This is a genomic window from Candidatus Zixiibacteriota bacterium (genome assembly GCA_029860345.1).
Taxonomy (GTDB): domain Bacteria; phylum Zixibacteria; class MSB-5A5; order GN15; family FEB-12; genus JAJRTA01.
This window is the reverse complement of sequence record JAOUBJ010000025.1, coordinates 1-26,667: the sequence shown is the minus strand read 5'-3', so window position 1 is coordinate 26,667 and position 26,667 is coordinate 1. Positions and strand designations below refer to the sequence as shown.

General features: G+C 54.5%; 20 protein-coding genes. 15 read left to right on the top strand and 5 right to left on the bottom strand.

Annotated features, from left to right (window positions below; genetic code table 11):
* Positions 1-228: 228 nt before the first annotated feature.
* Complete coding sequence (locus OEV49_17205) at positions 229-2,619, bottom strand: S8 family serine peptidase (protein ID MDH3892803.1); 2,391 nt, start codon at positions 2,617-2,619, stop codon at positions 229-231.
* Between the two features lie 387 nt (positions 2,620-3,006).
* Between OEV49_17205 and OEV49_17200 the strand changes: the two genes are divergently transcribed.
* The 10 genes from OEV49_17200 (at position 3,007) to OEV49_17155 (ending at position 16,276) form a co-directional block, all read left to right on the top strand.
* Entirely contained in the window at positions 3,007-3,543 is a 537-nt protein-coding gene (locus tag OEV49_17200; protein MDH3892802.1) for a hypothetical protein, read from the top strand.
* A gap of 310 nt (positions 3,544-3,853) precedes the next feature.
* On the top strand, positions 3,854-4,906 hold the full coding sequence (locus tag OEV49_17195; protein ID MDH3892801.1) for a pilus assembly protein PilM: 1,053 nt from the start codon (positions 3,854-3,856) through the stop codon (positions 4,904-4,906).
* Between the two features lie 6 nt (positions 4,907-4,912).
* Positions 4,913-5,599 carry a PilN domain-containing protein gene (locus OEV49_17190; protein MDH3892800.1) on the top strand — a complete coding sequence of 229 codons (687 nt, stop codon included), beginning with the start codon at positions 4,913-4,915 and terminating at the stop codon, positions 5,597-5,599.
* A 12-nt stretch (positions 5,600-5,611) separates the two neighbouring features.
* A complete protein-coding gene (gene pilO / locus OEV49_17185) occupies positions 5,612-6,226 on the top strand; it encodes a type 4a pilus biogenesis protein PilO (protein ID MDH3892799.1) in 615 nt (204 codons plus the stop codon).
* A 14-nt stretch (positions 6,227-6,240) separates the two neighbouring features.
* Entirely contained in the window at positions 6,241-7,833 is a 1,593-nt protein-coding gene (locus OEV49_17180) for an AMIN domain-containing protein (GenBank protein MDH3892798.1), read from the top strand.
* A 19-nt stretch (positions 7,834-7,852) separates the two neighbouring features.
* Positions 7,853-9,139, top strand: coding sequence for a hypothetical protein (locus tag OEV49_17175; GenBank protein MDH3892797.1), 1,287 nt, complete (start codon positions 7,853-7,855; stop codon positions 9,137-9,139).
* A 144-nt stretch (positions 9,140-9,283) separates the two neighbouring features.
* Entirely contained in the window at positions 9,284-11,359 is a 2,076-nt protein-coding gene (locus tag OEV49_17170; protein ID MDH3892796.1) for a hypothetical protein, read from the top strand.
* A 140-nt stretch (positions 11,360-11,499) separates the two neighbouring features.
* Positions 11,500-13,167 (top strand): AMP-dependent synthetase/ligase, encoded by a 1,668-nt coding sequence (locus OEV49_17165; GenBank protein ID MDH3892795.1) that lies wholly within the window; start codon positions 11,500-11,502, stop codon positions 13,165-13,167.
* Positions 13,168-13,255: 88 nt separating this feature from the next.
* Complete coding sequence (locus OEV49_17160; GenBank protein MDH3892794.1) at positions 13,256-14,338, top strand: Ig-like domain-containing protein; 1,083 nt, start codon at positions 13,256-13,258, stop codon at positions 14,336-14,338.
* A 96-nt stretch (positions 14,339-14,434) separates the two neighbouring features.
* Positions 14,435-16,276, top strand: a complete 1,842-nt coding sequence (locus OEV49_17155; protein MDH3892793.1) for a thrombospondin type 3 repeat-containing protein — start codon at positions 14,435-14,437, stop codon at positions 16,274-16,276.
* A gap of 21 nt (positions 16,277-16,297) precedes the next feature.
* Here OEV49_17155 and OEV49_17150 read toward each other — a convergent pair whose 3' ends face one another.
* Positions 16,298-18,130, bottom strand: coding sequence for a hypothetical protein (locus OEV49_17150; protein ID MDH3892792.1), 1,833 nt, complete (start codon positions 18,128-18,130; stop codon positions 16,298-16,300).
* 260 nt (positions 18,131-18,390) lie between these two features.
* Between OEV49_17150 and rlmB the strand changes: the two genes are divergently transcribed.
* On the top strand, positions 18,391-18,981 hold the full coding sequence (gene rlmB, locus OEV49_17145) for a 23S rRNA (guanosine(2251)-2'-O)-methyltransferase RlmB (protein ID MDH3892791.1): 591 nt from the start codon (positions 18,391-18,393) through the stop codon (positions 18,979-18,981).
* Between the two features lie 969 nt (positions 18,982-19,950).
* A complete protein-coding gene (locus OEV49_17140) occupies positions 19,951-20,559 on the top strand; it encodes a YceI family protein (protein MDH3892790.1) in 609 nt (202 codons plus the stop codon).
* 346 nt (positions 20,560-20,905) lie between these two features.
* On the opposite strand, the gene lexA is transcribed toward OEV49_17140, so the two are convergent.
* Entirely contained in the window at positions 20,906-21,517 is a 612-nt protein-coding gene (gene lexA, locus OEV49_17135; protein ID MDH3892789.1) for a transcriptional repressor LexA, read from the bottom strand.
* 276 nt (positions 21,518-21,793) lie between these two features.
* On the opposite strand from lexA, the gene OEV49_17130 reads away from it, so the two are divergent.
* Together OEV49_17130 and OEV49_17125 are read left to right on the top strand one after the other, a co-directional pair.
* Positions 21,794-22,090, top strand: coding sequence for a GYD domain-containing protein (locus OEV49_17130; protein MDH3892788.1), 297 nt, complete (start codon positions 21,794-21,796; stop codon positions 22,088-22,090).
* A 335-nt stretch (positions 22,091-22,425) separates the two neighbouring features.
* Positions 22,426-22,851, top strand: coding sequence for a hypothetical protein (locus OEV49_17125; protein ID MDH3892787.1), 426 nt, complete (start codon positions 22,426-22,428; stop codon positions 22,849-22,851).
* A 17-nt stretch (positions 22,852-22,868) separates the two neighbouring features.
* Here OEV49_17125 and OEV49_17120 read toward each other — a convergent pair whose 3' ends face one another.
* Positions 22,869-24,428, bottom strand: coding sequence for a T9SS type A sorting domain-containing protein (locus tag OEV49_17120; protein MDH3892786.1), 1,560 nt, complete (start codon positions 24,426-24,428; stop codon positions 22,869-22,871).
* Positions 24,429-24,682: 254 nt separating this feature from the next.
* Here OEV49_17120 and OEV49_17115 point away from each other — a divergent pair, with 254 nt between their 5' ends.
* The gene (locus tag OEV49_17115) at positions 24,683-26,410 is read left to right on the top strand and encodes a DUF4139 domain-containing protein (protein ID MDH3892785.1); all 1,728 of its coding nucleotides are present in this window, start codon (positions 24,683-24,685) and stop codon (positions 26,408-26,410) included.
* A gap of 18 nt (positions 26,411-26,428) precedes the next feature.
* Here OEV49_17115 and OEV49_17110 read toward each other — a convergent pair.
* On the bottom strand, positions 26,429-26,667 hold a 239-nt coding region (locus tag OEV49_17110; GenBank protein MDH3892784.1), incomplete at its 5' end, for an IS30 family transposase.

The window sequence follows — 26,667 nt, the reverse complement described above, 5'->3', positions numbered from 1 at the left end:
CAGCCCGCGGTATGAAGTCTGGATATTTCACACCGTTCTTCAAGATTGAGTTGATTGTATTTTTTTCCCATAACAACACCTTATACAGATGTTGCACTTCGTTTGTGAAATCAGGGAATCCATCTTCCGGCCTTCGCCGGAATGACCACGCTACCCACAAATCAACTTACATAGAAAAGGCAGCATCACGAGGATGCCGCCTTAAAAAGTGCAATCTGGAGGCCGCTCCTACACCGGTGGCGGCGGGCCGCCGGTGAACATGAAGTCGACCAAATAAACCAGGTCGGAAATGTCTATCCCTCCGAGGCCGTCGACATTACCAGCCATCTCGCTGATCGGCGGTGGACCGCCGGTAAACATGAAATCAACCAAATGTGTGAGATCGGCTATGTCGATGGCTCCGTCGCCGTTGACATCACCGCGAACTGTCGACGAGACGCCAATCGTACCGGTGGTGACCGACGGCGCGTATGTCAAGAACTCAGAGACAACTTCCAAAACCTTGGGCGAGGAAGTCGTGTCAACGGTGATGCTCGTGCCCAACGGTGCGGCTCCTGAGATCGAAAAATGCAACTGCATCACTTCTCCGTCGCCCGCCTCAAGCGGTGGGCGATTACCGCCGTCGTCGGCTTCCAACTCGTAGACGTACTTGTTGGACGATGGTATAAAGGCGACCAACTGGAACCTCTCGAAATAAGCAGTACGGCTACCCAGAGTTGCGGAGTCAAAGGTGATGAATGGAGAGTCATCAAAGGTCAGTGGAATGGTCAACTGCGATAGTTCCTGGCTGTTAACCAGATCGACCGACATTACAATCTGCGATCCGGGCGTACTCATTACCGGCGTAAAAGTCAGCGTGTCGGCCAGCAGGATAATGAAGCCTCTTTTGAGGTCTGTTATGGTGCCCATGCTATCGGTCTCGATGGCCAGGGTCACATCGTATGCGCCCGGGTCGCTGTACAGGTGTGATGGGCTTTGCGCGGTTGACGAGTCACCGTCACCGAAATCCCAGTTCCAGGACAATGGTGACACCGAAGAACTGTCGGTAAACTGAATCGTGGCCGGGGCATTGCCTATATTTATATCTGCCGCAAAGTGTGCACCCCAACTTAGAGCAGCGTCAAGGTCGATCAGACCCCAGCCATAGTTATTGTTGGGTGTTAAGGCGTTGTTTGATGTTTCCATTAGCGCCCAGCGAATCTGGCGGGCCGTATAAAGTGGCTTGGCTTCAATCAGCAAGCAAGTCGCGCCGGCTACCAATGGTGTCGAAAGCGAGGTGCCACTTTTGGTGGAGTAGGCGTTGTCCGAACTTGCCGTTGCGCATGAGGTGGCGACACCCAGAGCGCAAACTTCCGGCTTGGTCCGTCCATCGGCTGTCGGTCCCCGCGATGAAAACGAAGCCAGTGATCCACTTGAGTTAACCGCGCCGATGGTCAGGATGTCGTGAGCATCCGGTGGGGCGCTCATTGACGGCGATGATGGTCCGCTGTTGCCGGCCGAGTTGCACACCACGATGCCCATATCGGCGGCCATACTGGCCGCAATACTGGTCACGGCAGTCAAGCCGTCAAGGTCGGACTGGTTGTAGCCGGTGCCGTCGTCCCAGCCAAGATAACTTAGGGAACTGGTGACAACATCGGCGCCCAGAGAATCAACCCATTCCAGCGCACTGACCCAATTGTCTTCTTCCACCTGTGTTTCCGAGCGAACATCCTCGGTCTTGCAGAGGATGAAGTTGGAGCCGTAGGCCGGGCCGATCATCTGGCCGGGGAGATTGCCGCCGGAGGTCGACCATATATAGGTGCCGTGATTCCACTGACTCGACCAGTCGGCAGCCTCGTTGTTTACATTGCTGTCATTGAAAATGAAGTCCCACTCGGCCAGGACGTGCCCGGCGTTATAATGAGCGGTGAAGGCCTCGTGACTGGTGCGAAATCCAGTGTCAAAAATAGCCAGGGTTACGCCTGATCCGCTGAATCCCTTTTCATGCACGGGAGGGACGTTTATCTGAATCAGTTGGTTTTCAGATATGCCGTAATTGATCGCGTCGAATCCCAGAGATTGGCCGGGTGAATCCTCCAACCGGCCCGATTCAGTCGGTAACGGGGTTCGTTTGTAAGTAGCCAGCGGTTTGATCCGGGCAACAAACGGCAACAGCGCTACCGCATCCAATTGATCGGCCGGGATTTCATACGAGGCGGCATTCAGCCAGCGCGAAACTCTGCGCACTGTTCCCCCCAGTTGCTCGACACTATTCAGGTAATCCTGGGCCACCGGCAAATCGACAAATACGACCTGATCGCGGCCCACCTTGGCGCGACGCTTGAGTGCTCGCGGCTCGATGGTCAGCGTCGATGCCTTCGAAGCAAACTCGGCCTCGGTGAAGACCGATTTGTCGGTGAAGAACACCCACACCTTCACCACGTCACCATCGCGTTCAATCAAGGCTCTTTTGACCGTAGGTGTCAAAGGTATGTCGGATTTGGAGATTACCAGGGGAGCGGGCAGCAGGCTGCTCGGCAGCTCCGAAGCCTGAGCCATTCCCAGGCAGAAGAAGCAGACAAAGATGACAGCGCAAAGGGTGGACCGTCGCAACAAACTCGTTTCGGGCGTCAGCATAGAGATCTTTTCCTTAATTCAATGAATAAGAAGGCTTTTTCATATATCGTAAGACCTGCGGTCAAATCCAAGTTAGGCCGATTCAGGTTTTTGTCAACAGCAAATTGCGTGTGCCCCATTGGTATGGGACATTTCCTACAGGTTCTAAGGTTTGAACCTCCCGTATTGTTCCCGAATCAGCCGATTGCGCAGGATTTGCTTCGGGTCAAACGGTTGGCCATCAGCAACATCACGGGGTAGCGTCGGCTGTGTACAATTCTCGCAAATTCGGGCATGAGTTGTGCTCAATCCAGCTTGAATAAATGAGTCCCTATGGCTGAGAAGTTGATAACTCCTTAAGGCCAGACCGGGCGACGACACGGATACCTTAACAGATCAGGTGACAATATGACATCGAAATTGAAATCAACGACCGGCGTGACAATGGTAGAGCTACTTGCTTTGGCTGTGATTGTCGGAATCATTGCCTCAATGTCGGTACCACGTTTTCAGCGAGCATACGAGCGGCTGCAATTCCGATCAGCCAATCGTGACATTGTCTCGACCCTCAGGCTGGCCCGCTCCATGTCCATAGCGGATAAACTCCAATATGGCGTCTATTTCGATTTTTACGATCGGACTATGACCCTCTTTCAGGATATCAATAATCCCGATACCTACACCTTCGAGTCGAACGACCGTGTCGTCCGGGTGGATACTCTGGAAGAACATGTCGAGTATGTTTTCACCGACCTGGCCAGCAACACCATCACTTTTGGTCCCAACGGCTCAGCCGGGTTTACCGGCGGGGGCAACATTCTGACCATTGGATTGGTTGAAGAGTATTATTATGAGACCTTCCACAATGTACTCAGATCAACCGGTCGAGTCAGGTCGTATGATAACTGGGAACTATGGGCCCAACAGCATGCCGAAGGTGCTTAAAGGTCCTTTTTGAATAGATAGAGTCCCTGGCGCTGCCGCGGCGCCGGCTGCTACTCATCCTCCCAAAGCCCCTCTCTTTGCGACAGGGGCTTTGTTGTATGGTCTTGCATATCAACGTCTTAGGTTGTCACTCTAAAGTGTGGGGCAGTGTCAGCCGATAATATAGCGGGCGGTCCGTATGGAACTGCCGGCCAGGATTAGCGGCTTTTCCGGAACTGTTTTTTGGATAAGACCTTAATCTGAAGCGATGATGTGACGATAGATTAACAATGAAGCAAGAGTTGCGAAACTTTTAGATAAAGAGTGACCAATGGGTTTTTCTCGCTCAGCCAAGAGCACAGTCGGTCTGGACATCGGCGCCAACTCGGTCAAACTGGTCAAACTGGATCATACCAAGACGGGTCATTCGGTCGCGGCAATCGGCATCAGGGAACTGCCGCCGGAAGCCATCGTGGCCGACGAAATCCGTGATCGCGAGGCTGTGATTTTCAATATCCAGTCGCTGATCGATCAGACCGATCCCAAGATCAAGGACGTAGTGGTGTCAATCTCCGGCCACGGTGTCATCACCGACCGCTTCACCATCGACAAAAAGTCTGGCACAGAAGCGGAGCAGGCCATCCTGTTTGAAACCGAACAGCGTGCGCCGTTTGATGTCGACGATGTTTCGCTCAGCTATCACATCATCAACGTTGATGACGACGTCAACAAGATGGACGTTCTGCTGGTCGCCGCTCGCAAAGAGTATTTGCAGGTCTATTTGCAGTTGATCGAAGACTGCGGTCTCAGACCGGTCATTGTTGATGATGACGCTCTGGCCATTTTCAATGCCTACGAATACAATTACGAGATCGATCCTTCCCGGATCACGGCGCTATTGAATGTCGGGCACGACGTGACCAATATCACCTACGTTGTCGACGGCATTTACCACTCGACCCGGGACGTATCCTCCGGGACGCGTGAAATCTACAACGCCATCCAGAAAGAATTCCGTCTCAATCCGGAACTCACGGCCAAAGCCATAAAAGGTGAGATGGCCGAGTCGATCGATCAGGACATGCTCAAGGCCACTATCATCTCGGCCGCCGACGATCTGATCTCCGGTGTCGAGCTGGCCTTTTCATACTTCAAGTCACAGTCCAAACTGGAGACTGTCGACTGGATCGTACTCTGTGGCGGTGGTGCTCTGATTCCCTACATGGCTGAGTTCCTGCAGTCCAGATTGTCGACGCCTTTGGAGATTGCCAATCCCCTGCGCAATATCGACTATGATCCGGAACTGTTCCAGTATCTCCAGCCGGAAAAAATAGCGCCTCTGTTGACCGTGCCGATCGGCTTGGCCATGAGGATGGTAAGGTAGGATCTTATGATAGAAATAAACTTACTTCCCAAGGAATATCGCAAGCGGTCGTTTGACTTTTCCCTCGGCAAGGCCGGTCTCTACGTTATCGGCGGTGCTGTGGGGGTGGTGTGTATGCTCTTCGCAATCACCTTCCTCCAGAAAGCTCAGATAACCGAGCTTGATACCAACATTGCCAGGGCCAAGCGACGTGCCGCCATGCTGCAAAAAGACATTCAGCTGGTCGAGGGCCTTGAAACCGTCAAGGCCAAAATCACGCAACGCATGAGCGCGGTCGAGCGGCTCGATAGTCATCGAAACGTGTGGGTGCAGATACTTGAAGAGATGGCCAGGGACGTTCCGGAATTCGTCTGGTTGGTCAAATTCTCTCAGGATGAACTGCCCGCTAGGGCCGCCGATGACACCACTACCGCTGCTCCAACCGTGCAGGTGGTGAGACCGGCCCGGCTTGAGGGTTACAGTTTCACCCTTAATGCCCTGGCTGCATTCATGATCAACATCATGCGTTCCGATTACTTCGCAGAAGTGGAACTGGTTTCCACCAACGAAGTCAAATTTGACAAATATACCGCGTTCAACTTCGTGCTGTCGTGTGACGTGCACCTGCTTGCCGATGAAGAGTCGCGCAAGTCGGTTGCTCAGGCCGACGTGGCGAAGAAAAAGAAGACCACCAGCCACAAAAGTCTAAATTAGGGACGGATCGTTATGGATTTCAAGGACGCCAAAACTCAGAAGATTGCGCTGGGAATCATGGCCTTCTTTGTGGTTGTCTACTTCTGGCATTCTCGGCTTTACACCAAGTACGACCAGCAGATCGCCACCCAGACTCAGGAATTCGAGAGGATCACTTCCGAATTGAGAGCCGTTGAGATTAAGGCCAAATCGCTCGAAGCGCTCAAGGTTGAGTATACCGATCTTCTGAATCGATATGACGAAATCGAAGCGCTGCTGCCCGAAGTGAAACAGATTCCTTCATTCCTGGTGCAGTTACACACCGCATCGTCATTAACCGGCACAAAGATTACCAGCATTCAGCCATTGGATATAGGTAGTGAAGAGTTCTATAATGTAGCATCATTCGAGATCAGCATGACCGGGGCCTACCACGACATTGGGTCGTTCGTGAGCTATGTGGCCAATTTCCCCTTCATTGCCAATATCGATAACCTCCAACTTACCGCCTTAGAGGTGGCCATTTCGTCGGCCGCCGCTGCCGAGGCAAAGTCGGGGGAAAAGAAAAACGAAACCGTGTCCGCCGTCTTCTCTCTTTCTACCTACTTCGTGAAAGACGGTGAACGGCTCACAGAGCTTACGATATAGGAGGTGATGACCAGATGAGAAAAGCAATCTGCCTATTGGCCGCCTTCGTTCTTCTGGCCACCTCAGTTGCGGCTACATCGTCGCAAGTGACAAACATCAACTTGAGCCATCAGAACGGCTACACCTCGGCTCGCATTGATGTCGACGGCACCGTTCGGTTCAGCCACCAGACTGAAGTGGCCAAGGACGGCAAACCGTTCCGAGTCATTGTCGATATCCTGAAAGCCACCCATCATCTGGGCGCCAAGAAATTCATGGCTCTGCCCAAATGTGGTGTTCAGGCCATTCGCACCAGCCAGTACGCCGCCAAACCGGAAGCTGTCGTGCGCGTCGTTTTCGACATGGCTCAAGAAGCGTCCTACCGAGTAGAGAGCAATCAACATTCGGTGACAGTCGTTTTCCCGGACAAAGGTGGACCAAAGTTTGCCGACTGGTCGACCTCCGCCGTTGTCGCAGCCATGACCAAGAGTGCCCCAAGAACAGTAGTGGCCACAAAGGATGCTGCCGTCCCGACGGCGAAAACGTCCCAGCCCGCGGCTCCTGGCAAGAAGAGCCCGGCTGAGGTGAATTCGGCCATTGACAAAGATCGCCTGGCCAGCCTGGCCTCCAAGGACCAGCCTCAATCGGCGAAAGCCAAACCGTCCAAGCCCAACGCTGAGAATCCCGCGCCACCGAAGGTTACCAAGCCGGACGATGGAACTCCATTCCCAAGCTCTACTTACACCCCGGGTACGGGTCAATTCACCGACCAAGACAAGTGGGCCGATCTATACAAGAAACCGGCGACGCCGATCAAGAAAACCAAGTCCGCCGATCAGCCAACTAAGTCGGTGAAACCACCGGTCTCAAAGCCGAAGCCTGCAACCGCTAAGGCGCCCAAAGCCGAAGCTCCGACGAAAACAGCCTCGACAACACCGGCTGCAACCGGTGACAAGAAGGTTGCTTCAAAGCCGAAAGCCGAGTCTAAACAGCAGGTCACTAAGAAGGTGACGAAGCCGCCGGTCAAAGCTCAGACTAAAACGGTGGCCAAGGTCGACCGTCCGCGTGATAAGTCCGAAGGTAACGTCAAGCCCGCGGCCAAGTCGGAAAACACCATGAAGGCGGCCGGCAAATCAGACTCCAAAACAGTCGCCAAGGCCGACAAAAGCAAAAAGCCAAGCGGCAAAACAAACAAGAAAACGGTAGCCAAAGCCGACCAAGCCGATAGCGACAAAAAGTCGACCTCACGGTTCCGCCGCAACCCGGCTGTGTCCAAGAAGATCAAAGGGACCATGGTGGCTGAATTCCCCAAGCGCCTGGTCGTGAAATACAAAACCAAACACTATAGAGACCCGTTCGAAACTCTGATCAACGAAGCTCAGGTATCTTCAAGCCCGATTGAACAGAGGGTGCCGAATGTTGAAGGTCTCAGGCTGGTTGGTATCCTCGAAAGCGAAGGGGGCAAAAACTCAGCCCTGCTTGAGGACGCCAACGGTTACGGATACATATTGAGGACCGGTGATCGGGTGAAAAAAGGATACGTGCTTCGTATTGAGTCCGACCGGGTCTATTTCCAGATATTCGAATACGGCTGGAGCCGCACACTGGCTCTTCATATAGAGGAATAAGAAAGGCAGGTATAACTCCATGGCCCTGAAAAAAGATTTGAAACATCGCTTGGTGCTTGCATTGGTAGCCCTTTGCATGATCGCAGCGGCGGGCATGACACAAGAAACCCCCGATGCTACCAAACCAATCGAGAACCTCCAGTTCCAATCGGCCGACATCCGCTCGGTGCTTACGTTTTTGGCCGACTATGGCGGTGTCAATGTCGTGATCGCGCCGGGTGTGGAGGGAACTGTCACCATCAAGCTGCGCGACGTCCAGTGGCGGGAAGCTATGGATATCGTGGGCCGCACCTACAGTCTGTCCGTTGTCGAAGAGGAAAGCGGCTATATCCGGATTCTCAATGCAAAGGACTACCGGACTGAAGTGACCGAGCAGGAAAAGCATCGCGTAGAACAGCTGAAAATGGTCGATCTGGACACCAAGATTGTCCAGATATCCAACTCTGTTTCCGGCGACATTACCAATGCCGTCAAGTCACTGATGTCCGACCGCGGTTCGGTCGAAAGTGATCCGCGTTCGAACTCGATCATCATCCAGGACGTGCCGGATAACATGCCGCGTCTGTTGGAATACATCGCCGAGCTGGACAAGCCGGCCTATCAGATCAAGATATCTGCGCAGCTTCTGGAAATCTTCACCAATGATTTCTCAGAGCTGGGAATCGACTGGGATGTCAACGGTACCTATTTCACCGAGTCCGGTCGGGAGATCAGGCAGTCCGGTGACATCAATGCCAATGATGTCTCCAAATCCGCCCTCCATTATCAGGTGACGGCATTCCAGCACGGCTACAACGTCACGGCGATGGTCGATGCTCTGGTGGCCAACGGCAAGGGCAAGATCATTGCGCACCCCGAGATCACCACTATCGACAATCACGAAGCCAAGATTCAGATGGGCGCCAAAGTGCCGGTGAAACAGTTCGACGAATCGGGCAACGTTGTCATCCAATTCGAGGAAGTAGGCACCATCCTGACCGTTACGCCGCACATCACCGCCGAGAACCAGATTCTCATGCATCTGAAACCGGAACGTTCCACCTTCGAGTTTGATCCCAACGGCGTGATTATCAACACCTCCAATGCTGAAACCAACGTTATCGTGGCCAACGGTCAGACAGCCGTGATCGGTGGACTGACTACTGAAGACGAAATCGAATCTGAGCACGGTGTGCCGATACTGAAAGATATCCCGATTCTGGGGATGTTGTTCAAATACCATACCAAGAACATGGAGAGCCGTGATCTGGTCATATTCGTGACGCCGACGATCGTTGAGCAAGATCTTGCCATGAGTGGTGGTTGATCGAAGGGCAGTTGCAAAGCTTGAAGGACCCGCAGTGATGCGGGTCCTGACCTATTGAGGTACCGCCGAACTGAAGGAAACTCGATTGATCGTATCGATACAGAGAATAAACAAATTCAAAACGAGATAGAATCAGGAGAAGCTATGTTCACCCATAAGAAGTGCCCCCTTGTAATTTTCGCGGCGTTCGTGGCGCTGCTTTCACTATGGTTCATCGGCGGCTGTGATTCCAAGAGCCGTATGGACGATCCGGTGTCATCCGATGTCGAAATTGCGGTCACCTCCAGCCCGGCGGCCTTAGAGCTTAATGCCACCTCGGTTGTCGAAGGCACCATGACCTCAGGCGGCACGCCCATGGTCGGTGAGACTGTGACCTTTTCGGTGCAGCCCGGCACGGCGGGGTACTTCACGCCTGAGTCGGCTGTCACCGACGCTACCGGCGCAGCGGCCAGCATCTTCACGGCCACCACCGTCGGCGCGGCTATCATCACCGCCTCGGCTGATGACTATACCGACCAAACGGCTTCGACCAGCGTAGATGTCTCAGGCAGCCAGCAATCCAGCGGTAACGTCAGTTTGTCTATAACGCCCAATCTCTTGCTGGCCAATGGCGCCGACACCGCCGTAGTGACGATTTCAGTTCGCGATGCGCTCGGCCAACCGGCGCCGGATTCAACCCTGGTGCGGATCGCGGCCGGTGAAAAATTCGTCGATGTCGACGGAAACGGATACTGGTCGGCCGGTATCGATTCGTTGGTGTTTGATGCCAATGCCAACGGCACCTGGGATGCTTTTGGCGTGATTCCCTCGACCGCCATGACTTCCGGCGGCTCGGCCTCGGTTGCTTTTATAAGCGGCAACGACGCCCAGACCGTGTACGTCAAGGGCTCGGTCAACGAAGGCGGCATTGTCGGCGAATCCGAAACATCGCTGCAACTGTCACCCGATGCCACCCCGGACTTTATCTTCTTGGCGTCCGACTCCATGAGTCTATCGGTGCGGCAGACCGGTGGTATCGAAGTGGGATTGTTGCGCGCCACCGTCTATGATGTCAACGGCAACCCGGTACCGGAAGGTCTCAATGTCAGCTTTTATATCATAGATGGCCCCGGCGGCGGCGAACATCTCGGCACGGTCGATCAGGGACCCTATGAAACCGTCACCAACAGTCAGGGTATGGCTACGGCAACGATACACTCGGGTTCCATTTCCGGAACGATCAGAATCCGCGCCACATGTGGAGGCGTGCTCTCCAACGCAACGCAGATACTGGTAACGGCCGGACCGCCGGCCTACATCGTGGTCGGTTACGAAGCCTGCAACGTGCCTTACTGGGACAACGTTGCCGAAGTTAACGGTATTGTCGCCGTTGTCTCCGATATCTATCTCAATCCGGTCAATGATTCCGAAGTTGTTTACTTCTCGGTCGACGAAGGCACCATGAAGTCGCACCAGGAACGCACGGCCAACCACGAAGGAATTGCCACCTCAAAGTGGTTCTCCGGAAACAACGTCAACACCGCCGATGGTCGTGTCTGGGTCTATGCTGAGACGGCTGGCGGTACCGTTGCCGACACCGCCATGTTCTTCAACACGCACTATCCGGATACCTTGATAGTGACCGGAGTTCCGGCTTCGATGTATGCCGATGGAGAGTCCAAGGCCTATGTCTGGATCACCGGTATCGACTTGAATCAGAACCCTGTGGTCGGCGGAACACCGTTCAATGCCGATGCAAACCTGCTTACCGCGGTCGGCGCCAGTCTCGAAAACGGTTGTTGGGGAGCATCAGCCCGGGTGGACCTCAGAACCAAAGTTCTCAAACAGGATTTCTCGGTTACCGGTGTGGATGACGACGGTATCGGAGGCGTTGATTATATTGCCTACTGGCATCCGGCCGGAGCGTTATCATCGTTCTATGTCACTCTAACCACCGGAACAGCCTACTCCGGCACTTCGAGACTGTCGGTCGGGGGATCTCCCGGACCCGGTGAGACCGCCTACCTGACCTGCCTGATCAAAGACCGGCCCGGCAACCCGTTGGCTGACCATACGATTCTATTGCCCGACGCCAGCACGGTGGAGACCAACACCTACGGTGAAGCCTACTTCACTTGGGAGGTTCCGCTCGCGCCCGGCAGTTATGTTGTCACGGTCATCGACCAGGACCCGCGTGGTAACGGCATTCAGTTGAGTGTGACTATCACCGTCGAGGAATAGTAATCACGTACACGCATTGATTATCGCACCGCCGGGGTTCACCCCCGGCGGTTTTTTTGAGCCCGCAGTGACGATTTGCAGCACCGAGAGCTAGTCGTTTTTCACTTTGCCACGGTCAACACAATCACTAAATTCAATCCATGAACGCCTCACACCGTGACAACGCACCGCCACCCAACCTCTGTTCAAGATTTGAACAGTCGTCCCAACGCCTGCCCGACCAGATCGCCTTCAAAAGCGATGGCGGCCAGGGACGGAGCTACCCTTACTCAGAGGTTGGCCGGACCGTGCGGCGGATGGCCGCCGGGCTGAAGGCAGGGAATCATATCGATGGGCAGGGCGTCGGCTTACTGTCTGAGAATCGACCGGAGTGGGGGATAGCTTACCTGTCGATTCTGGCCGCCGGGGGAACCGTCGTCCCTATAGATATAAATCTCAAGCCAACCGAGGTGGCCTACCTGCTCGGTCACGCCGCGATGCGGTCTATCTTCGTCTCCAAACGCGGCAGTCAACTCATGTCCGACACCGATGTAAGCATTGAGCATTTTGATTTCGATTCTGACGGCGCTGACAACTGGATGCGTCTGACAGCCGACGAGCCACTCAAAACCCTGCCGCCTGCTGCCGAGACAGCCGTTATCATCTACACCTCGGGTACCACCGGTACACCCAAAGCGGTGGAACTGACCCACAAGAATCTGGTGGCCAATCTGGACGGTATCGTCGAAGCCCTGGAGTTCGGACCCGGTGATGTTTTCCTCTCGGTCCTGCCGCTTCATCACACTTTTGAAGCTACCTGCGGCTTTCTGACGCCTCTCATGTCCGGTGCAACCATAGTGTATGCCCGCTCATTGAAATCCGGCCAGATTGTAGAGGACATTGCGCACAACCGGGTAACGATTTTGGTCGGGGTACCTCTGCTGTTCGAAAAGATGCATCAATCGTTCGAACGCAAACTGGCCACAGCGCCGACCATGCGCCGGTTGCTGTTTCGGTCCCTTATGTCAGTATCTGCACTCGGCTGGCGTTTGGGCGGTAAATGGGGGCGCGCTCTCTTTCGATCGGTACGTAACCGGGCCGGTCTGGGATCGGTTCGGATGTTTGTTTCCGGCGGCGCTGCTTTGTCACCGCGCATCGCCCGCTTTTTCAATCTGCTCGGATTCGACTGCATGCAAGGCTATGGCATGACCGAATGCTCACCGGTCGTGTCGGCTCACCGTCCCGATGACATAAGATTCGGCTCTGTGGGACCTCCGATCCCGAATGTTCAGGTGGCAATCGACAGCCCGGACGAGGAGGGAATCGGGGAGATTGTCGTCAAGGGGGAAAACGTCACCCCCGGTTATCGCGGATTACCCAAAGAAACGGCCGATTTGATAATCGACGGCTGGTTACACACCGGCGATCTGGGCAGGCTGCACCGCGGCCATCTGTGGATCACCGGGCGGTGCAAGAGCCTGATTGTGTCGGCTGCCGGGAAGAACATCTATCCCGAGGAGATCGAAGAGAAACTGACAACTTCACCGCACATTCTGGAGGCGGTCGTGTTTGGGCGCATTAGTGAAGGTAAGCAAAGAGAAGAAGTGATGGCGCTGATCGTCCCTGATCTCGAATGGCTGCTCGAAGCAGGGTTGATTGAGAACATAACACAACCCGATCAGCAACGTTTGCACCAGGTGGTTGCCGATGCCGTCGCTCTGGTCAACGAACAGGTGGCTGCTTACAAGAGAATCGCATCATTCGATATCCGTCTGGAAGAACTTGAGAAAACCTCCACCCGCAAGATCAAAAGATTCCTCTACAAGTAGCCCATCGTATCCTGTTTGACAACAGACATTGTTTTTCTTATGGTGGAGCAATGCAAACGATTCGCCTCCGACCAGAAAGGTATGCCCGATGAAAGCCAATTCGATCAAACTGATTTTGCTGACCCTCTTAGTCACTAGCTGCTGTCTGATGCTTGCCAACTGCGGCGACGATAAGGTCCAGGACTCCGGCGGACCACGCATTGTCGGCAATCTGAGTCAAGCCGCCACTATGCTCGATATTGTTCTCCCGGCCGACTGCGGCAATGTGTCTGACGCCGACTCACCTCTCACCGGACGGGTCAACAATGTCGACCTGAATGCGGTCAAGATCGTGATGTACTCAACCAGTGGCGTGTTTTATGGACACATCAGGGTATTTGCAGATGATGGTACGTTCTCGTTCGTGTTGCCTTGTGGGCGCCGGGTTCGCCTGGTATTAGCGGATTCAGACTGGACACCGCCCGACTCTCTTGATGACGGTCCACCCGACGTGGCAAATTCTGTTCTGGCTACCTACTGGGACATCGACCGAGTGGCCGGAGGAGTCAGCGGGTTGGTGCGGGATGCGTTCGACAATTCGCTGGTGCCGGGTGTCGAGGTTTCGTGGGTTATCTCGGGTTTCGCCGGCAGTAGCATAACCGGCGCCAACGGTTTTTTTGTCGTCGGCACTGTGGTCCCATCGGGTACTCACGGGTTTTCATTTAGCAAGACCGATTATGCCGAACTGGTTCATGATGGGGTCATCCCACCCTTGGATGATCTTGTGCGTGAAGGCGATTCCTATCCGGGTGATTACCCTTATGTAGAAAACCTGGAAGTTCGGTTGCCGCCTTTGTCGGCGAGCTTGTCGGGGCATGTTCGGCTGATTGATCCTGTCTCCACCGACACGGTCGCCGCGGCTAATGTCGAAATACAGCTACTGTTGAGCGACAGATTGGTCACGAACGTGATGAAAGATACTACCGATGCCAATGGTCTCTATAGCTTTGAACAGGTTCCGGCCGCTGATACCTTGTCAATGGTGGTACCTTCGTTTGTACTCTCGGCATATACATACGGGCCGGTCGATTCGACCCTGGAGTTGTTCCCTGGGTCGACAGTCATCGACGCACTCTTATCTGCGGGCGGTGGCGGCAGTTACCGTTTGATCTCTGAGCCCGACCGAAAGTAGACTCGACCCGTATCGGAAATCTACATTGACGATGCCGCGATATTCGTTATATTGCGGCGTCTGCAACCCTGTAGTACCAACAGCAGAGAGGATTACATGAATAAGCGAGCTATCTTAGTATTGGTCGGTCTGAGTATGTTCACCCTGACTTCGGCCGTTTTCCCCGCCTCCGTTACTCTGGATTCCGTCGACGGGCTCTATGCTACCGACACCCTTAGCACCGAAGTGCCGATAGTCTTCAACCTTCGCTGGACCAACACCGGCGTGGGCGCACCAATCAAAGGATTCACGAACGGCTTTGAACTACTTTCCACCGACGGCGCGACATGGACACCGCTCGGCGGCGACACGGCCGCAGTAGGCTTGGGCGGGTTCTATGATCTGGTGGTTTCCATCGACTCCTTCGGTGTGACCGGATCGGCGGCCGACACAATAGCCTTGGGTGCGGCGATCATGAACGGCACCGGACTGCCAAACGGGTTTGACGCCGTGACTTTCTTGATATCCACTGGGTTTGATGCCGATCAGAGCGGCAAGACCGTTTGCCTCGACTCCACCAGTTACTTCCTGCCGGTCGGCCTGTGGCTATGGGCCTACGGCACCGGCGTCGGCAATGTTATACCTGACTGGAGCGGGCCGCACTGCTACACCATCTATGATCCGGACGTGGACAACGACGGTGTCGACAACGCGACCGACAACTGTCCGGCCATCGCCAACCCGGACCAAAACGATTCCGATGGCGACCTGATTGGTGACCTCTGCGACAACTGTCCCGACGGCGCCAACGCCGATCAACTGGATACCGACAGCGACGGTCTCGGTGATATTTGTGACAACTGCCCCACCGTGGCCAACGTTGCGCAAGAGGACAGTGACGCAGACGGCGTGGGCGACTCATGCGATGTTTGCCCCGGCGGTGACGACCATCTCGATGCCGACATAGATACCGTACCCGATGCTTGCGACAACTGCCCCACAATCGCCAACAGTGACCAGACCGACAGCGACGGCGACGGCAACGGTGATCTCTGCGATGCCTGTGAAGGGTATGACGACAATGCCGACACCGATGAAGACACCGTGCCGGATGGTTGCGACAATTGTCCAACCGTGGCCAACGGCGACCAGGCTGACACCGACTTCGACGGCGTAGGTGATTCATGCGATATCTGTCAGGGGTACGACGACAGCCTCGACGGTGACTCCGATGGTGTGCCCGACGGTTGCGACAACTGTCCGACTGCTTCCAACGCAGACCAACTCGACGGAGACCATGACACAGTGGGCGATGTCTGTGACAACTGCCCGCTGGCTGCGAATATCGGGCAGGAGGATTCCGACCTGGATACGGTCGGTGATGTATGCGATAACTGTCCCAACGACGCCAACACAAATCAAGCCGACGGTGACCTGGACAGTGTGGGCGATGTCTGCGATAACTGTCCTACTGTTATCAACGAGAACCAGTCCGACACCGATAGCGATACAGTCGGCGACGTCTGCGATAATTGTCCGTCCGCAAGCAACCTGGCTCAGGAAGACGTCGACGTCGACGGCGTAGGGGATAGCTGCGATAACTGCCTGACCACAGTCAACACCGCCCAGGAAGATTTCGATGCCGACTCGGTCGGTGACTCCTGCGACAACTGTATCCAGGTGGCCAATACCGACCAGGCCGACAGTAATGGTGACGGGATCGGCGATGCTTGCTGCTGCCTGACCCGCGGTGACGTCAACCATGACAATGAACCATCACTCGACATTGGCGACTTAGTTTATCTGGTCGACTTTATGTTCACAGAAGGTCCCGAGCCGCCTTGTCTCATGGAGGCTGACATAAACGGCGACGGTGGCCCTACGATTGATATCGCTGACTTGGTCTATCTGGTCGACTACATGTTCAACGGCGGCCCCGTGCCACCTGACTGTCCATAGGCGAGTGGGCTGTTTGCCACCCTATGGCGAGGTGATAAGGCGGTTGCCCTCACCCACGGCAATGAAACGTGTCCCGTTCCAGGTGACACCCTCAAGCGTTCCCGTGCCTGATTGACCCTGACCGATCCAGGTCAACCCGTCGGACGATGAAATGATCGTCAACTCCTGGCCGACGGCAACCATCAATGATCCCGACGATGCAACCTCGTTCAGTTGCTTGAGGTCCTCAACAGGCACATCCCAGAGCTGTTCGGCCCAAGTGAGGCCATCGGGTGAGGTGAAGATGGCGCCGGTTGCACCAACGGCAACAAACATGCTGTCGATCCAGGCGACGCCGGTCAGGAATGGTTCCTCGGGTATTCGGCTGGTTGTCCAGGTTGGGGAAGATCCATCCGGAGCTGTCGCAACTATTCCGCTATCGCCGACCGCCACAAAAGTGGTCTGAGAGAAGGCTACACCACGGAAGTGCTCGCTGGTGCCCAGGTTTGGAAACCGTGTCCAGAGACCGGCGTCTTGTGATGTCAAAATTGTTCCACTGCGCCCGACCGCCACCAGGAGATTGGGCGAGAACGTGACGGCGTAAAGATGATGCACCGAGGCCGTGGCAGTATCCCAGCTTTGTCCACTATTGTTGGATGTCAAAACAGCGCCATGGTCACCCACGGCTACAAACATGGGGTTGGCCCCGGTTCGATATGTGATGCCGCGCAACACGTCATCGCCGCCGGCACGAATGAGCGACCATTCCAGACCGTCCGGCGAGGCCAGGATTGACCCGCCGGAACCGACGGCCAGACTCAGAGTGTCGGCGCCCATCCTGCTGGTTACATCGTACAAGTCGATAGTGATGCCATTCAACTGCGACACCCATTCGATGCCGTCTTCGGAAGTAAGCACCGACTGAGCAATACCCACCGCAGCGAATCGGTCAAGAGTTGGAGACCAGGCCACCGCACGCAGGTTGTCGGCCAGGCCGTGTTCACGAAGCGTCCAGACCACGCCGTCATCCGAGCTGAGGATCAGCCCATCTTGACCCACGGCCACGAACAAACCGTCAGCCGCGCCGACACCATAGAGATAGTTGCCAAGTCTTGATTCCTGTTCGATCCAGGTGTCACCGTCACTTGAGGTCAGGATAGTACCGTCCTGACCGACCACGATGTACATTTCAGCAGTTGTCGACCAGGTGATATCGTAAAGCCAGGCAATCGTTGGCGACACTGTCTCAAGTTCCCATACGTTGCCGTCGGTCGAAGTCAGGATAGTACCCAGCCCACCGACAGCAACAAACTCAGAATGCATATCCGACCAGGTAACACTGTAAAGGTCCTGCCCGGTGCCGGTGGTATCGGCCAGTTGCCAGGTGTCGCCGTCATCCGACCACAGGATCACTCCGTCCTGCCCCACGGCGACAACCAAATCCTGCGATGAGGCTACGCCGCCATACAGCCAGCCGTCGGCAATGTCCAGACTGTCCAGGGAAACCTCGGTCCAGCTAAAGCCATCAGCCGAACTGAGCATCGTTCCGTTGTTGCCCAAAGCAATGAATTCAGATGTAGTGGTGGCAACTTCAAGAAGGAACTCGTCGGTTGGGCTGTCCTGCTGGCTCCAGATCACGCCGTCAGGCGAAGTCATGATCAAACCGGCATCACCAACCGCCGCAAACATCTGGTGAGCCTCCGACCAAACGACTCCAACCAGGTAACCGGCAATGCCGGTCGATCGTAATGTCCAAACAACACCCGGCTCATTGGGGTCGGGATCGTCGGCACCATCACCATTGCCGCAAGAATTAATCACAAACAGAACGCCGGTAACCAAAACCAGAGTGCGAACGGAATTCAACAAAGACATTCAAAGCTCCTTCTTTTCGTCTTATACCGCCTTTGACCGACGGCGCACCCCGAAAACTGTACAACCTTCGCCCGGGGCGGTTGGTAATATTGACAAAAAGGCACCGGCGGGCAAGGAAAAATCCTGACGGTCGGATCGGTTCCGGCCCCAACACGGTCTTCAATAACTGTCATCACCAGCTTGACAAGCCCGACGTCACAGATTACCTAACAGCATGATGATACTTTTCTCAACGAACGCCGTTTCGGTGGAGTTCGCCCGTGGGTAATCGTCCCCGCTCACAGAAAGAACGCCGACATGGGCATGCCGACCTCGGCGCTGCTATTCAGGTCAGGTCGGAAAACGATCTGTTCGAAATAATCGACAGCTTGGAGGGTGATCCCTTGCTCTTGATCATGGACGGTGTACAGGACCCGCACAATCTTGGCGCCTGTCTGCGGAGCGCCGAGGCAGCCGGTGTTCACGCCGTGATAGTGCCGCGTGATCGTGCTGTCGGCCTGACTGATGTCGTGCGACTGGCAGCTGCGGGCGCCGCCGAACGAATACCGCTGATCCAGGTAACCAATCTGGCCCGTACAATGAAAGCGCTGAAGGATGTCGGTCTGTGGTTGGTTGGTACTGCCGACCAGGCGAAGGGTTCTCTGTTCGATGCCGACCTGGTCGGGCCATTAGGACTTGTCATGGGCGCGGAGGGGAAGGGTCTCAGGCGTCTCACTCAAGAACACTGCGACTTTCTGGTGCGAATTCCTATGCAGGGTAAGGTCGGCTGCCTTAATGTCTCGGTTGCCACCGGTGTCTGTTTGTTTGAAGCTCTCAGACAACGTAGCACGCCTGTCTCCTGTCGCGAATGACCACCCAACGATGCTCGCATGCAACAACCCACCATGGACCTATCCAACCTATCCAAGAAAGTTCTTGACAATCTAACGTTTGTAATGTAAGTTGCATGAGTAGGAACTGGGGGTCCCAGCCTCTCATACCAACACCGCTATTTGTAAGATGTACGCATGGATGCGTCTGAGACGAATCAGACTGCATTGAAGGGGAAAACTGATGAATCAGCGGGTTGACCGCGTGCGTTTTGTTAATTTTACGGCGGTTGCCGATCGAAGAAGAGACCAGAACGATTCCGATAATCACGGTGTCAGCGGGGTTTCCTTGCGGTCAGGACTATACCCCGGACACAGTTCGCCTTTCAGTCTCGGCGACAGTGTGCAACTGTCTTTTACCGGACCGAACCTGGAGTCTATGAATCTTGCCCAACGCAGTCAAGGGAATGTCTTGAGCAAGATCGGGGGCAGTTTACTTGGAGTGCTTATGCATGCCACAGAACCCTTCATGCCTGCACATGATGCAGCGGTGGGGGGATGCGGATCAGTGGTTCTGAAACCGAGGAGCTGGGATCTTGGTTTCGCCACCGCACCCCCCTCCAAAGTGAACGCCAGACCCTTTCGAGCCCTACGGGTTGCAAGTTTCTTTCAACCGAGTTATCCACTGCCGCGAGGGAGATTCGTCTGAGAACCGGAATAGAACAGCGTCGGGGGAGTTGGTGCCCGGAAAATGCTGGGAGATGATGCGCCGCAGGGCGTGAGGAGCGTGCTGACAAAGTCAGCCCTTCTCCCAGCGACACCGCCATGAAGGAGCCCTGTCTCGAGCCACAGAGACAGGGCTTCAGTTTGTCCAACGGCCGCCATTGCCTGTCATTCGTTGCGCTACTCGATGAACCGAGCTCTGCTTTCGATCCGGTACCGGGAACCAGGGTCGAATCCTGCTGTTATAAGCCCTGAAAGTAATGAAACAGGATTTAACGGAGGACAGTTATGTTCAGAAAGTGTACTGTTGTCATCATTGCACTGTTGATGACCGTCGGCATGACCCAGGCTGCCACCTGGAATTTCGACAAATCTCACAGTTCGGTCGGGTTCTCGGTCCGCCACATGGTGATCTCCAAAACTACCGGGCATTTCAGCGACTTTGAAGGTGTTCTGGACTTCAGCGGCGAGGATTTTGGCGCTGGTAAGGTCGAGGTAACGGTTCAGATGGCCTCAGTCGACACTGACGATGAGAAACGTGATGGTCATCTGAGGACAGGGGACTTCTTCGATGTCGAAAAATACCCGACCATGACTTTCAAGTCGACCAAAGTCAGCGACACGAAGGACAACGCATTCCAATTGACCGGTATCCTCACCATCAAAGATGTCTCCAAGGAAGTCATCTTTGACTGTGAACACCACGGCACTCTCACGGACCCATGGGGTAATACTCGGGCCGGATTTACAGCCGAAGCCGAAATCAACCGTCAGGATTTCAACGTCAGCTTCAGCAAGTTGCTCGACGGCGGCGGCATGGTGGTTGGCGATATGGTGACGGTGAAGCTTGAAATTGAAGCTATTCAGTTTGTTGAACAGGCCGACGCCGGCAAGTAAGACAGACTTCAAATACTAAAGACTAGGATGGCTGTGTGGCAGACCGACAATGTCAGTTGCACGGCCTTCTTTTTTGCGTGGGCTACCGTGTAACGTGCAGGGCGACCTCGTCTGACAAAGGCAAACCCGACCGTAGATGGGTCTACTGTGCTTTGCGCTATACAAACCTCATGCTGAGCGGAGTCGAAGCAAGAACGTTCTTTTTTCGTCACGGCGCCGTCACCAAACTTCGCTGGTTATGGAATCACCTGTTGGATTTACCCTTCGACTCCGCTCAGGGTGAGGTGGAGGGGACTCGGGGTACTAGCGAGATGCTGTCGGTTGCTGTTCCCAGCTTGCCGACACCTCATGCCATGCGGCGCATCAGGCCGACGACTTTGCCGGCAATCCGAAACTCACCGGATCGCTTGTCGACAAAGATCGGTTCGAACGCATCGTTCTCCGGCTGTAACCGAATCCGTTTCCCTTCGGGGAAGTACCTCTTGACCGTTGCCTCTTCGCCGATTATGGCTACCACGATCTCACCTTTTTGCGCTGTTTGCCGTTTCTGGACGATAACGATATCGCCGTCAAAAATACCGGCCTCTTTCATAGAATCGCCGGTAACGCGCAAGGTGAATTTCTCTCCTTTGGGCAGAAAACTCTCATCGACGGCGATCTCACCCTCCTGGTTCTCGATAGCATCGATAGGCAGACCGGCCGGCACCGACCCGACCAGCGGCAGCCGTCCCACCCCACCGACCAGAGACTGAGTCAGCTCCAATCCGCGCGAAATGAACGCATGTTTTTTCAGAAAGCCTTTGCGTATCAGGGCACCGAGGTGCAGCCGGACTCCATTGGTCGAGGTGATCCCGAATTCCTCACCGATTTCACGGATAGTCGGGCTGTGCCCCCGCTGACTGATTCGTTTCTTGATAAACTCCAAAACTGCTCGCTGTTTGTCCGTCAGCTCTTTCATTCCTGCATCCTGCAATTGATGTTTCGCTTCGCGTACACAATACTGCCCATTTGGGCACTTGTCAACACTTATATCGGCAGAACCTGCAATATGTGACACTCGTGTGTGCCAGCTGAAACTTTTTGTTGTGGTGGTAAGACAAGGGGGGTGTATCTTCAATTAAATATTTTCTGCAGGGCGGGTCCGTCTTCGGCTGCGCGCCGCGGCGTGGACCCGCCAATTGCGACAGAAGTAGGTCAGGAGCCTTGTGCTCCTGACAAAGAAAGGTGTTAGATCATGAGCACATACATTCTCATGACCAAGTTGTCGCCGGAGGCGGCGCAAAGGATGGACGAGCGTGAGGCGATGGGGCAGAGTTGGCTAAAGCAGGTGACAGAGAAGTGTCCGGAGGTGAAGTTCATTGCCCATTACGGTCTGTTGGGGACTTACGATTTCATGGCTATCTATGAAGCACCGAATGAAGAGGTAGCCGCCAAAGTCTCGATGATAAGCATGGCCAACGGTGCCTTTGTGGCAGAAAGTTGGCAGGCCATCCCGTATCGGCGGCTGGTCGAACTGTCCAAAGAAATTTAGATGTAGGTCGAAACCCTTGACCCGAAGGGCCGGTGGCCCACAGCTTGCTGTGGGATTTGTTCGTCGTGGTAGAACGGCGGGGTCTGTTTCTTGTGGTGGTCGAATTTTCAGAACCGGCCACAACCTAGATCATGTACCGCGGGTCCGTCTTCGCCTGCGCGCCGCGGCGTGAACCCGCCATTCGGTGGTGTTGGGCGACCCCGCCCGACACAATCGTAAGGTGGGTCCGTCTTCACCGCAGGAGGGAACCCGCCACAATGTGCAGGTCTGATGCAGTCACGTTACACCCATCTACAGCCAGGCGGCGGGTGAGTTTCTTCCTGGGAGAATCATAGATGTCGGAAAGTGAATTCAACAACCTCGAACGCGCGGTTTTGGAATGGTATATGGAACACTATCAGAATAAGCAACTCTCGGACCAAATTGATGCAGCGAAACTTGTCAAGCGTGAGTGGGCCAAGCACGGTTTCTATGTTGATCTCGCAGTGCCGCGTAGTCTTGGCGTTGTGGACCCGATAGGGTTGTGTGGATCAAGGCCTATAGATGGGCCTTGCATCAAGTCCAGGAACATAGACCACTCGGGCCAGGCCATTCTGTGGGATGATGAGGGGTATATCGATTGTCTTGAGATGTTCGCGTATGGCGAACGTTTCGCCGAGAGGATTGAAGATTTTGAACTAATCTTTGTTAAGAAGCCGAGGGCGACTTTATTCCCGTGGTTGGCTGCGTTTTTCCGCAAGCTCTTTGGTGCAAAAGACTAACCTCGCAGCCACCATCTCTATTTCAACAGCAGCATCTTTTTGGTCTGGGCGTCGGTACCCGTTTCCAGGCGGTAGAAATAGACGCCGGAAGCCGCCACGTCACCGCCTGTGGTGAGGCCGTTCCACTCAACCGTAACCATCCCGTTGTCCCTGCCGGAGAACTCACGCATCGATTGTCCGAGAGCGTTGTATACGGTCAGTCTCCAGTCCGTCGTGGTCGGCAGGTCAAACTCAATCACTGTCGATGCATTGAAGGGATTGGGATAACACTGGTTCAGCACCGCGCCCGCCGGTGGCAGGCTGCCCTTGTGGACTACGTTTACTTCACGCCCATAGATATCAACGACGACAATTTCAGTCATGGTCAGATCGGGTGCGAGGCTCTCCAGGAGCACATGACGACCTGGATCGAGCACCGGTTCGCCCTTCTCAATGTCGATCAACAACATTGTCACGGTGTCGTCGATCCGACCAACGTCGAACTGTCTATCCGGGAAAGTGATGTCCGACCCGCTCAGGGGAGTTTCGGTTGGACCGACTGCACGCATGTATACGGCAGCGATATCCTCGTTGACATCAAGCGAAAGTCGGGTCGATTCCGCGTTCGACTCAAGATGCGCCACGGCTTCGAACTCGCCGGTCGTTGGTTTCGTTACCGGCGGGGCGTCATCGATTATTATTTGGATCATCAGCACCAGGTCGGCGACACTCAGGGTTATGCCGTCATTGTTGACGTCCGATTGCTCAATCTGCTCATCAGCATCAATGCCAAAACAACCTATACCCCATGGGAATATGCACATAAACAGCACGACATCGGCGGCTTCATACGGTCGGCTATTGAGATTTATATCGCCGCGCCTGATGTAGACCGAGTCGTCGCAGGCAAGGTCCAGCCAGTCGTTAGTAAGAACCGGCGAATGGACTAACACCTGTCCGGGTGGGTTAGGACACGGTTCGTCCGGGGCGCCGTAGCCGGGGAAGGAGGCATCAATCAACTCGTTATCCGCACCATCGTAAACCGACTCGGCGGCCAGGACGGTGTCGCCATAGCGTGTTACCAGGATGTTGTCGTTACAATCCCGCCAAAAGAACTGAATCGGGAAAGCCTGGCACCGTATGTCCGTTCCGCGTGAGTCATAATCGATCAGCGTCTTAACCGTGAATAACTCCAGGCTGCCGCCACCACCGAAACAGGTTGGAGTGTACCCGGGCGAAATGGACGCGATACCGGTTACGTTCAGTAGATCGGTGCGACCCTCCAGGTCGAACTGAGGTAGAGAGTCCGCCCGAATCCTGCGATAACCGAAATACTCCCACTCGCAGTCGGACACGAACCGCCCCGGCTCCGCATTGACCAAACCGTAAACCGACTCGTCAATCGCCAGCGTAAGATCGAACGAGCTAATGTCTGTCTCAAGCGAATCAACCTCCACTGTGATTGTTGTGTACCAGCCAGGGGTAGCATAGTGATCGGTCTTCACGTCAATCCTGGCCGCCAATGCGCTGCCTGCGACCAGCCCGAATGCTAAGACTGCCCCGATTGTCCTGAACATCAATCCGGAAGTGTTAAACATATTGGACTCTAACTTGAAAAGAGTTGTACGAATCAACAGAGACTTTATCCTCTTCAAATTAACCAAAACCGGATGTTTGTCAAGCCTTTCCGATGCGCCGAACCCTCCGCAGGCTGTTGGTTTCCAACCTTGACTGCCTAAGACTCAGAATATAGTTTGAACCAATGCCTCGACCTCATGATTAATACGGCAGTCCACCCACACGAACCCGCTCGTGGGGTGCGCCGAAAAAGTAGCAACCAGCAGAAAGGGATATGATGCTGAACAAACTGAGCGAAAGACGACGGTTGAAAGTGATCGGAGTAACATGCGGTGTGATGCTCATGCTGGCAGGGTTGGTGATGAGTGCAGATACTGATGAGGGCTCGGATGCAGACCTCAAGATCGAACGAGTAGCCCTATTCAAGAACGGATTGGGATACTTCACCTCATCCGCGATCCTGCCGAAAGGGGCAACCATTGTCAAAGTGAAGCAGCTTCCGGTACCTTCGCACGGAACTTTCTGGATCAGTTATCCCCAAGACCTGAAAGTGAACAAACTGGTCACCAGCAAAGGGGAAAAAGATGTTGAAGCCACCTGGTCGGCCCGCGACATTGCCGGACTTCTTCACCTCAATCCAGGACGGCAAGTCACCCTGTTCACTTCCGAAAATGAAGGGTCGGCAATCAAGGGAACATTAATTGAAGTCGTTTCAGCGACACCTCCGGTTGAAGAATCACGCCCATCCAGCCTGGACATCAGAAGTTCATCGCGCACTATATCCAACCTTCGTTCTCCAGCCAGCTCATTGATTGTTATCAAAATCCAGGAGGGTACCGTTGCGCTGAACGCCAAGTCTATCAGCCGGGTCGATTTTGAAAGTGACGACATCACAACCTCGGTACCGAACCCATCGACAACGAAGACACCACCGAGTATCCGAATAGAACTGGAGAAAGAAGCGAAAGGACAAGAGATAGGCGTGAGTTATCTTACTCGCGGGATCACCTGGTCGCCAAGCTATCTTATTGACATCTCGGACTCAAAAACCGCAAAGCTGAGTTCCAAGGCGGTTGTCGTAAACGAAGTAACCGACCTGAAGGCAATCCACCTTGATCTGGTGACCGGCTTCCCGAATATCAGATTTGGCGACGTTAACAGCCCGGTGGCTATGAGCGAGAATCTTGCCGGTTTTCTAAAGGCGCTCACCACCGGACGAAGTGAATCCGGCTCGCGTGGGAATATGATGAGGCAGCAGGCCATGATATCAAACACCTTGAGGTCTGAGAGCGACATGTTCACGCCTGCCCCAGGATATTCCACGGCGTCCGAAGGTCTTGTGGCCGAAGACCTTTTCTTCTATCCGGTCGAAAGTTTCACTCTGCTCCGTGGGGAGACAGCTTGCCTTCCGCTCTTTACCGCAGAAGTACCGTACAAACACATTTATATTTGGAAAATACCCGATATGCTCGACGAGTCCGAGCAATATCGGCAAAACCGCGATAACGACGAACAAGCCTTGGCCGAGGAGGTCTGGCATTCCTGTCGTCTGGTCAATAATATGGATATGCCATGGACGACGGCCGCGGCCGAGTTTGTCAATGACGGCCAGTTTACCGGGCAGGATATCTGTTACTACACTGCACCCGGCGCCGAGACCACCATACGCATAAATCGAGCCATGAACGTTGTGGCCGAGGAGGCCGAGGTGGAGGTTGAACGCGAACGTAACGCGGCATCATTTCACGGGTACTCGTATGACCTCGTCAGGGTGAAAGGGGAACTGAAACTGCAGAATCGACAAAGCAAAGCTGCGACTCTGGAAGTGACAAAGGACCTCACCGGCGAAGTGGTTGAATCTACTCCTCAAGCGAAGGATATTCCTACAGCCAAAGGTTTGAGGCGAGTGAATACGCGTCATGTGCTCGTTTGGGAGATTGAATTGAAACCCGGCCAGGAGCAAACGTTGTCGTACACATACGAGGTCTATCTTCGCAACTGATCCGTGGGATACCCTCGGTCATTCCCGCACAGGCGGGAAGGTGAATTCACATTTGAAGTGCAACAGTTCCTTCCAAAATACCTCTGCCGGGGTCCAAAAGTCCAGACATTTTCGGGGCGTGTTATTGTATGCCTGTATGAAATGCACGAAGTGTTCCTCCGGTAGTTTGACCAGATCAGTTTTTCTGGGAAGGGTTCGGCGCATACGCCCGATTGCGTTTTCGACGCCACCTTTTTGCCACGGCGAATAGGTGTCAC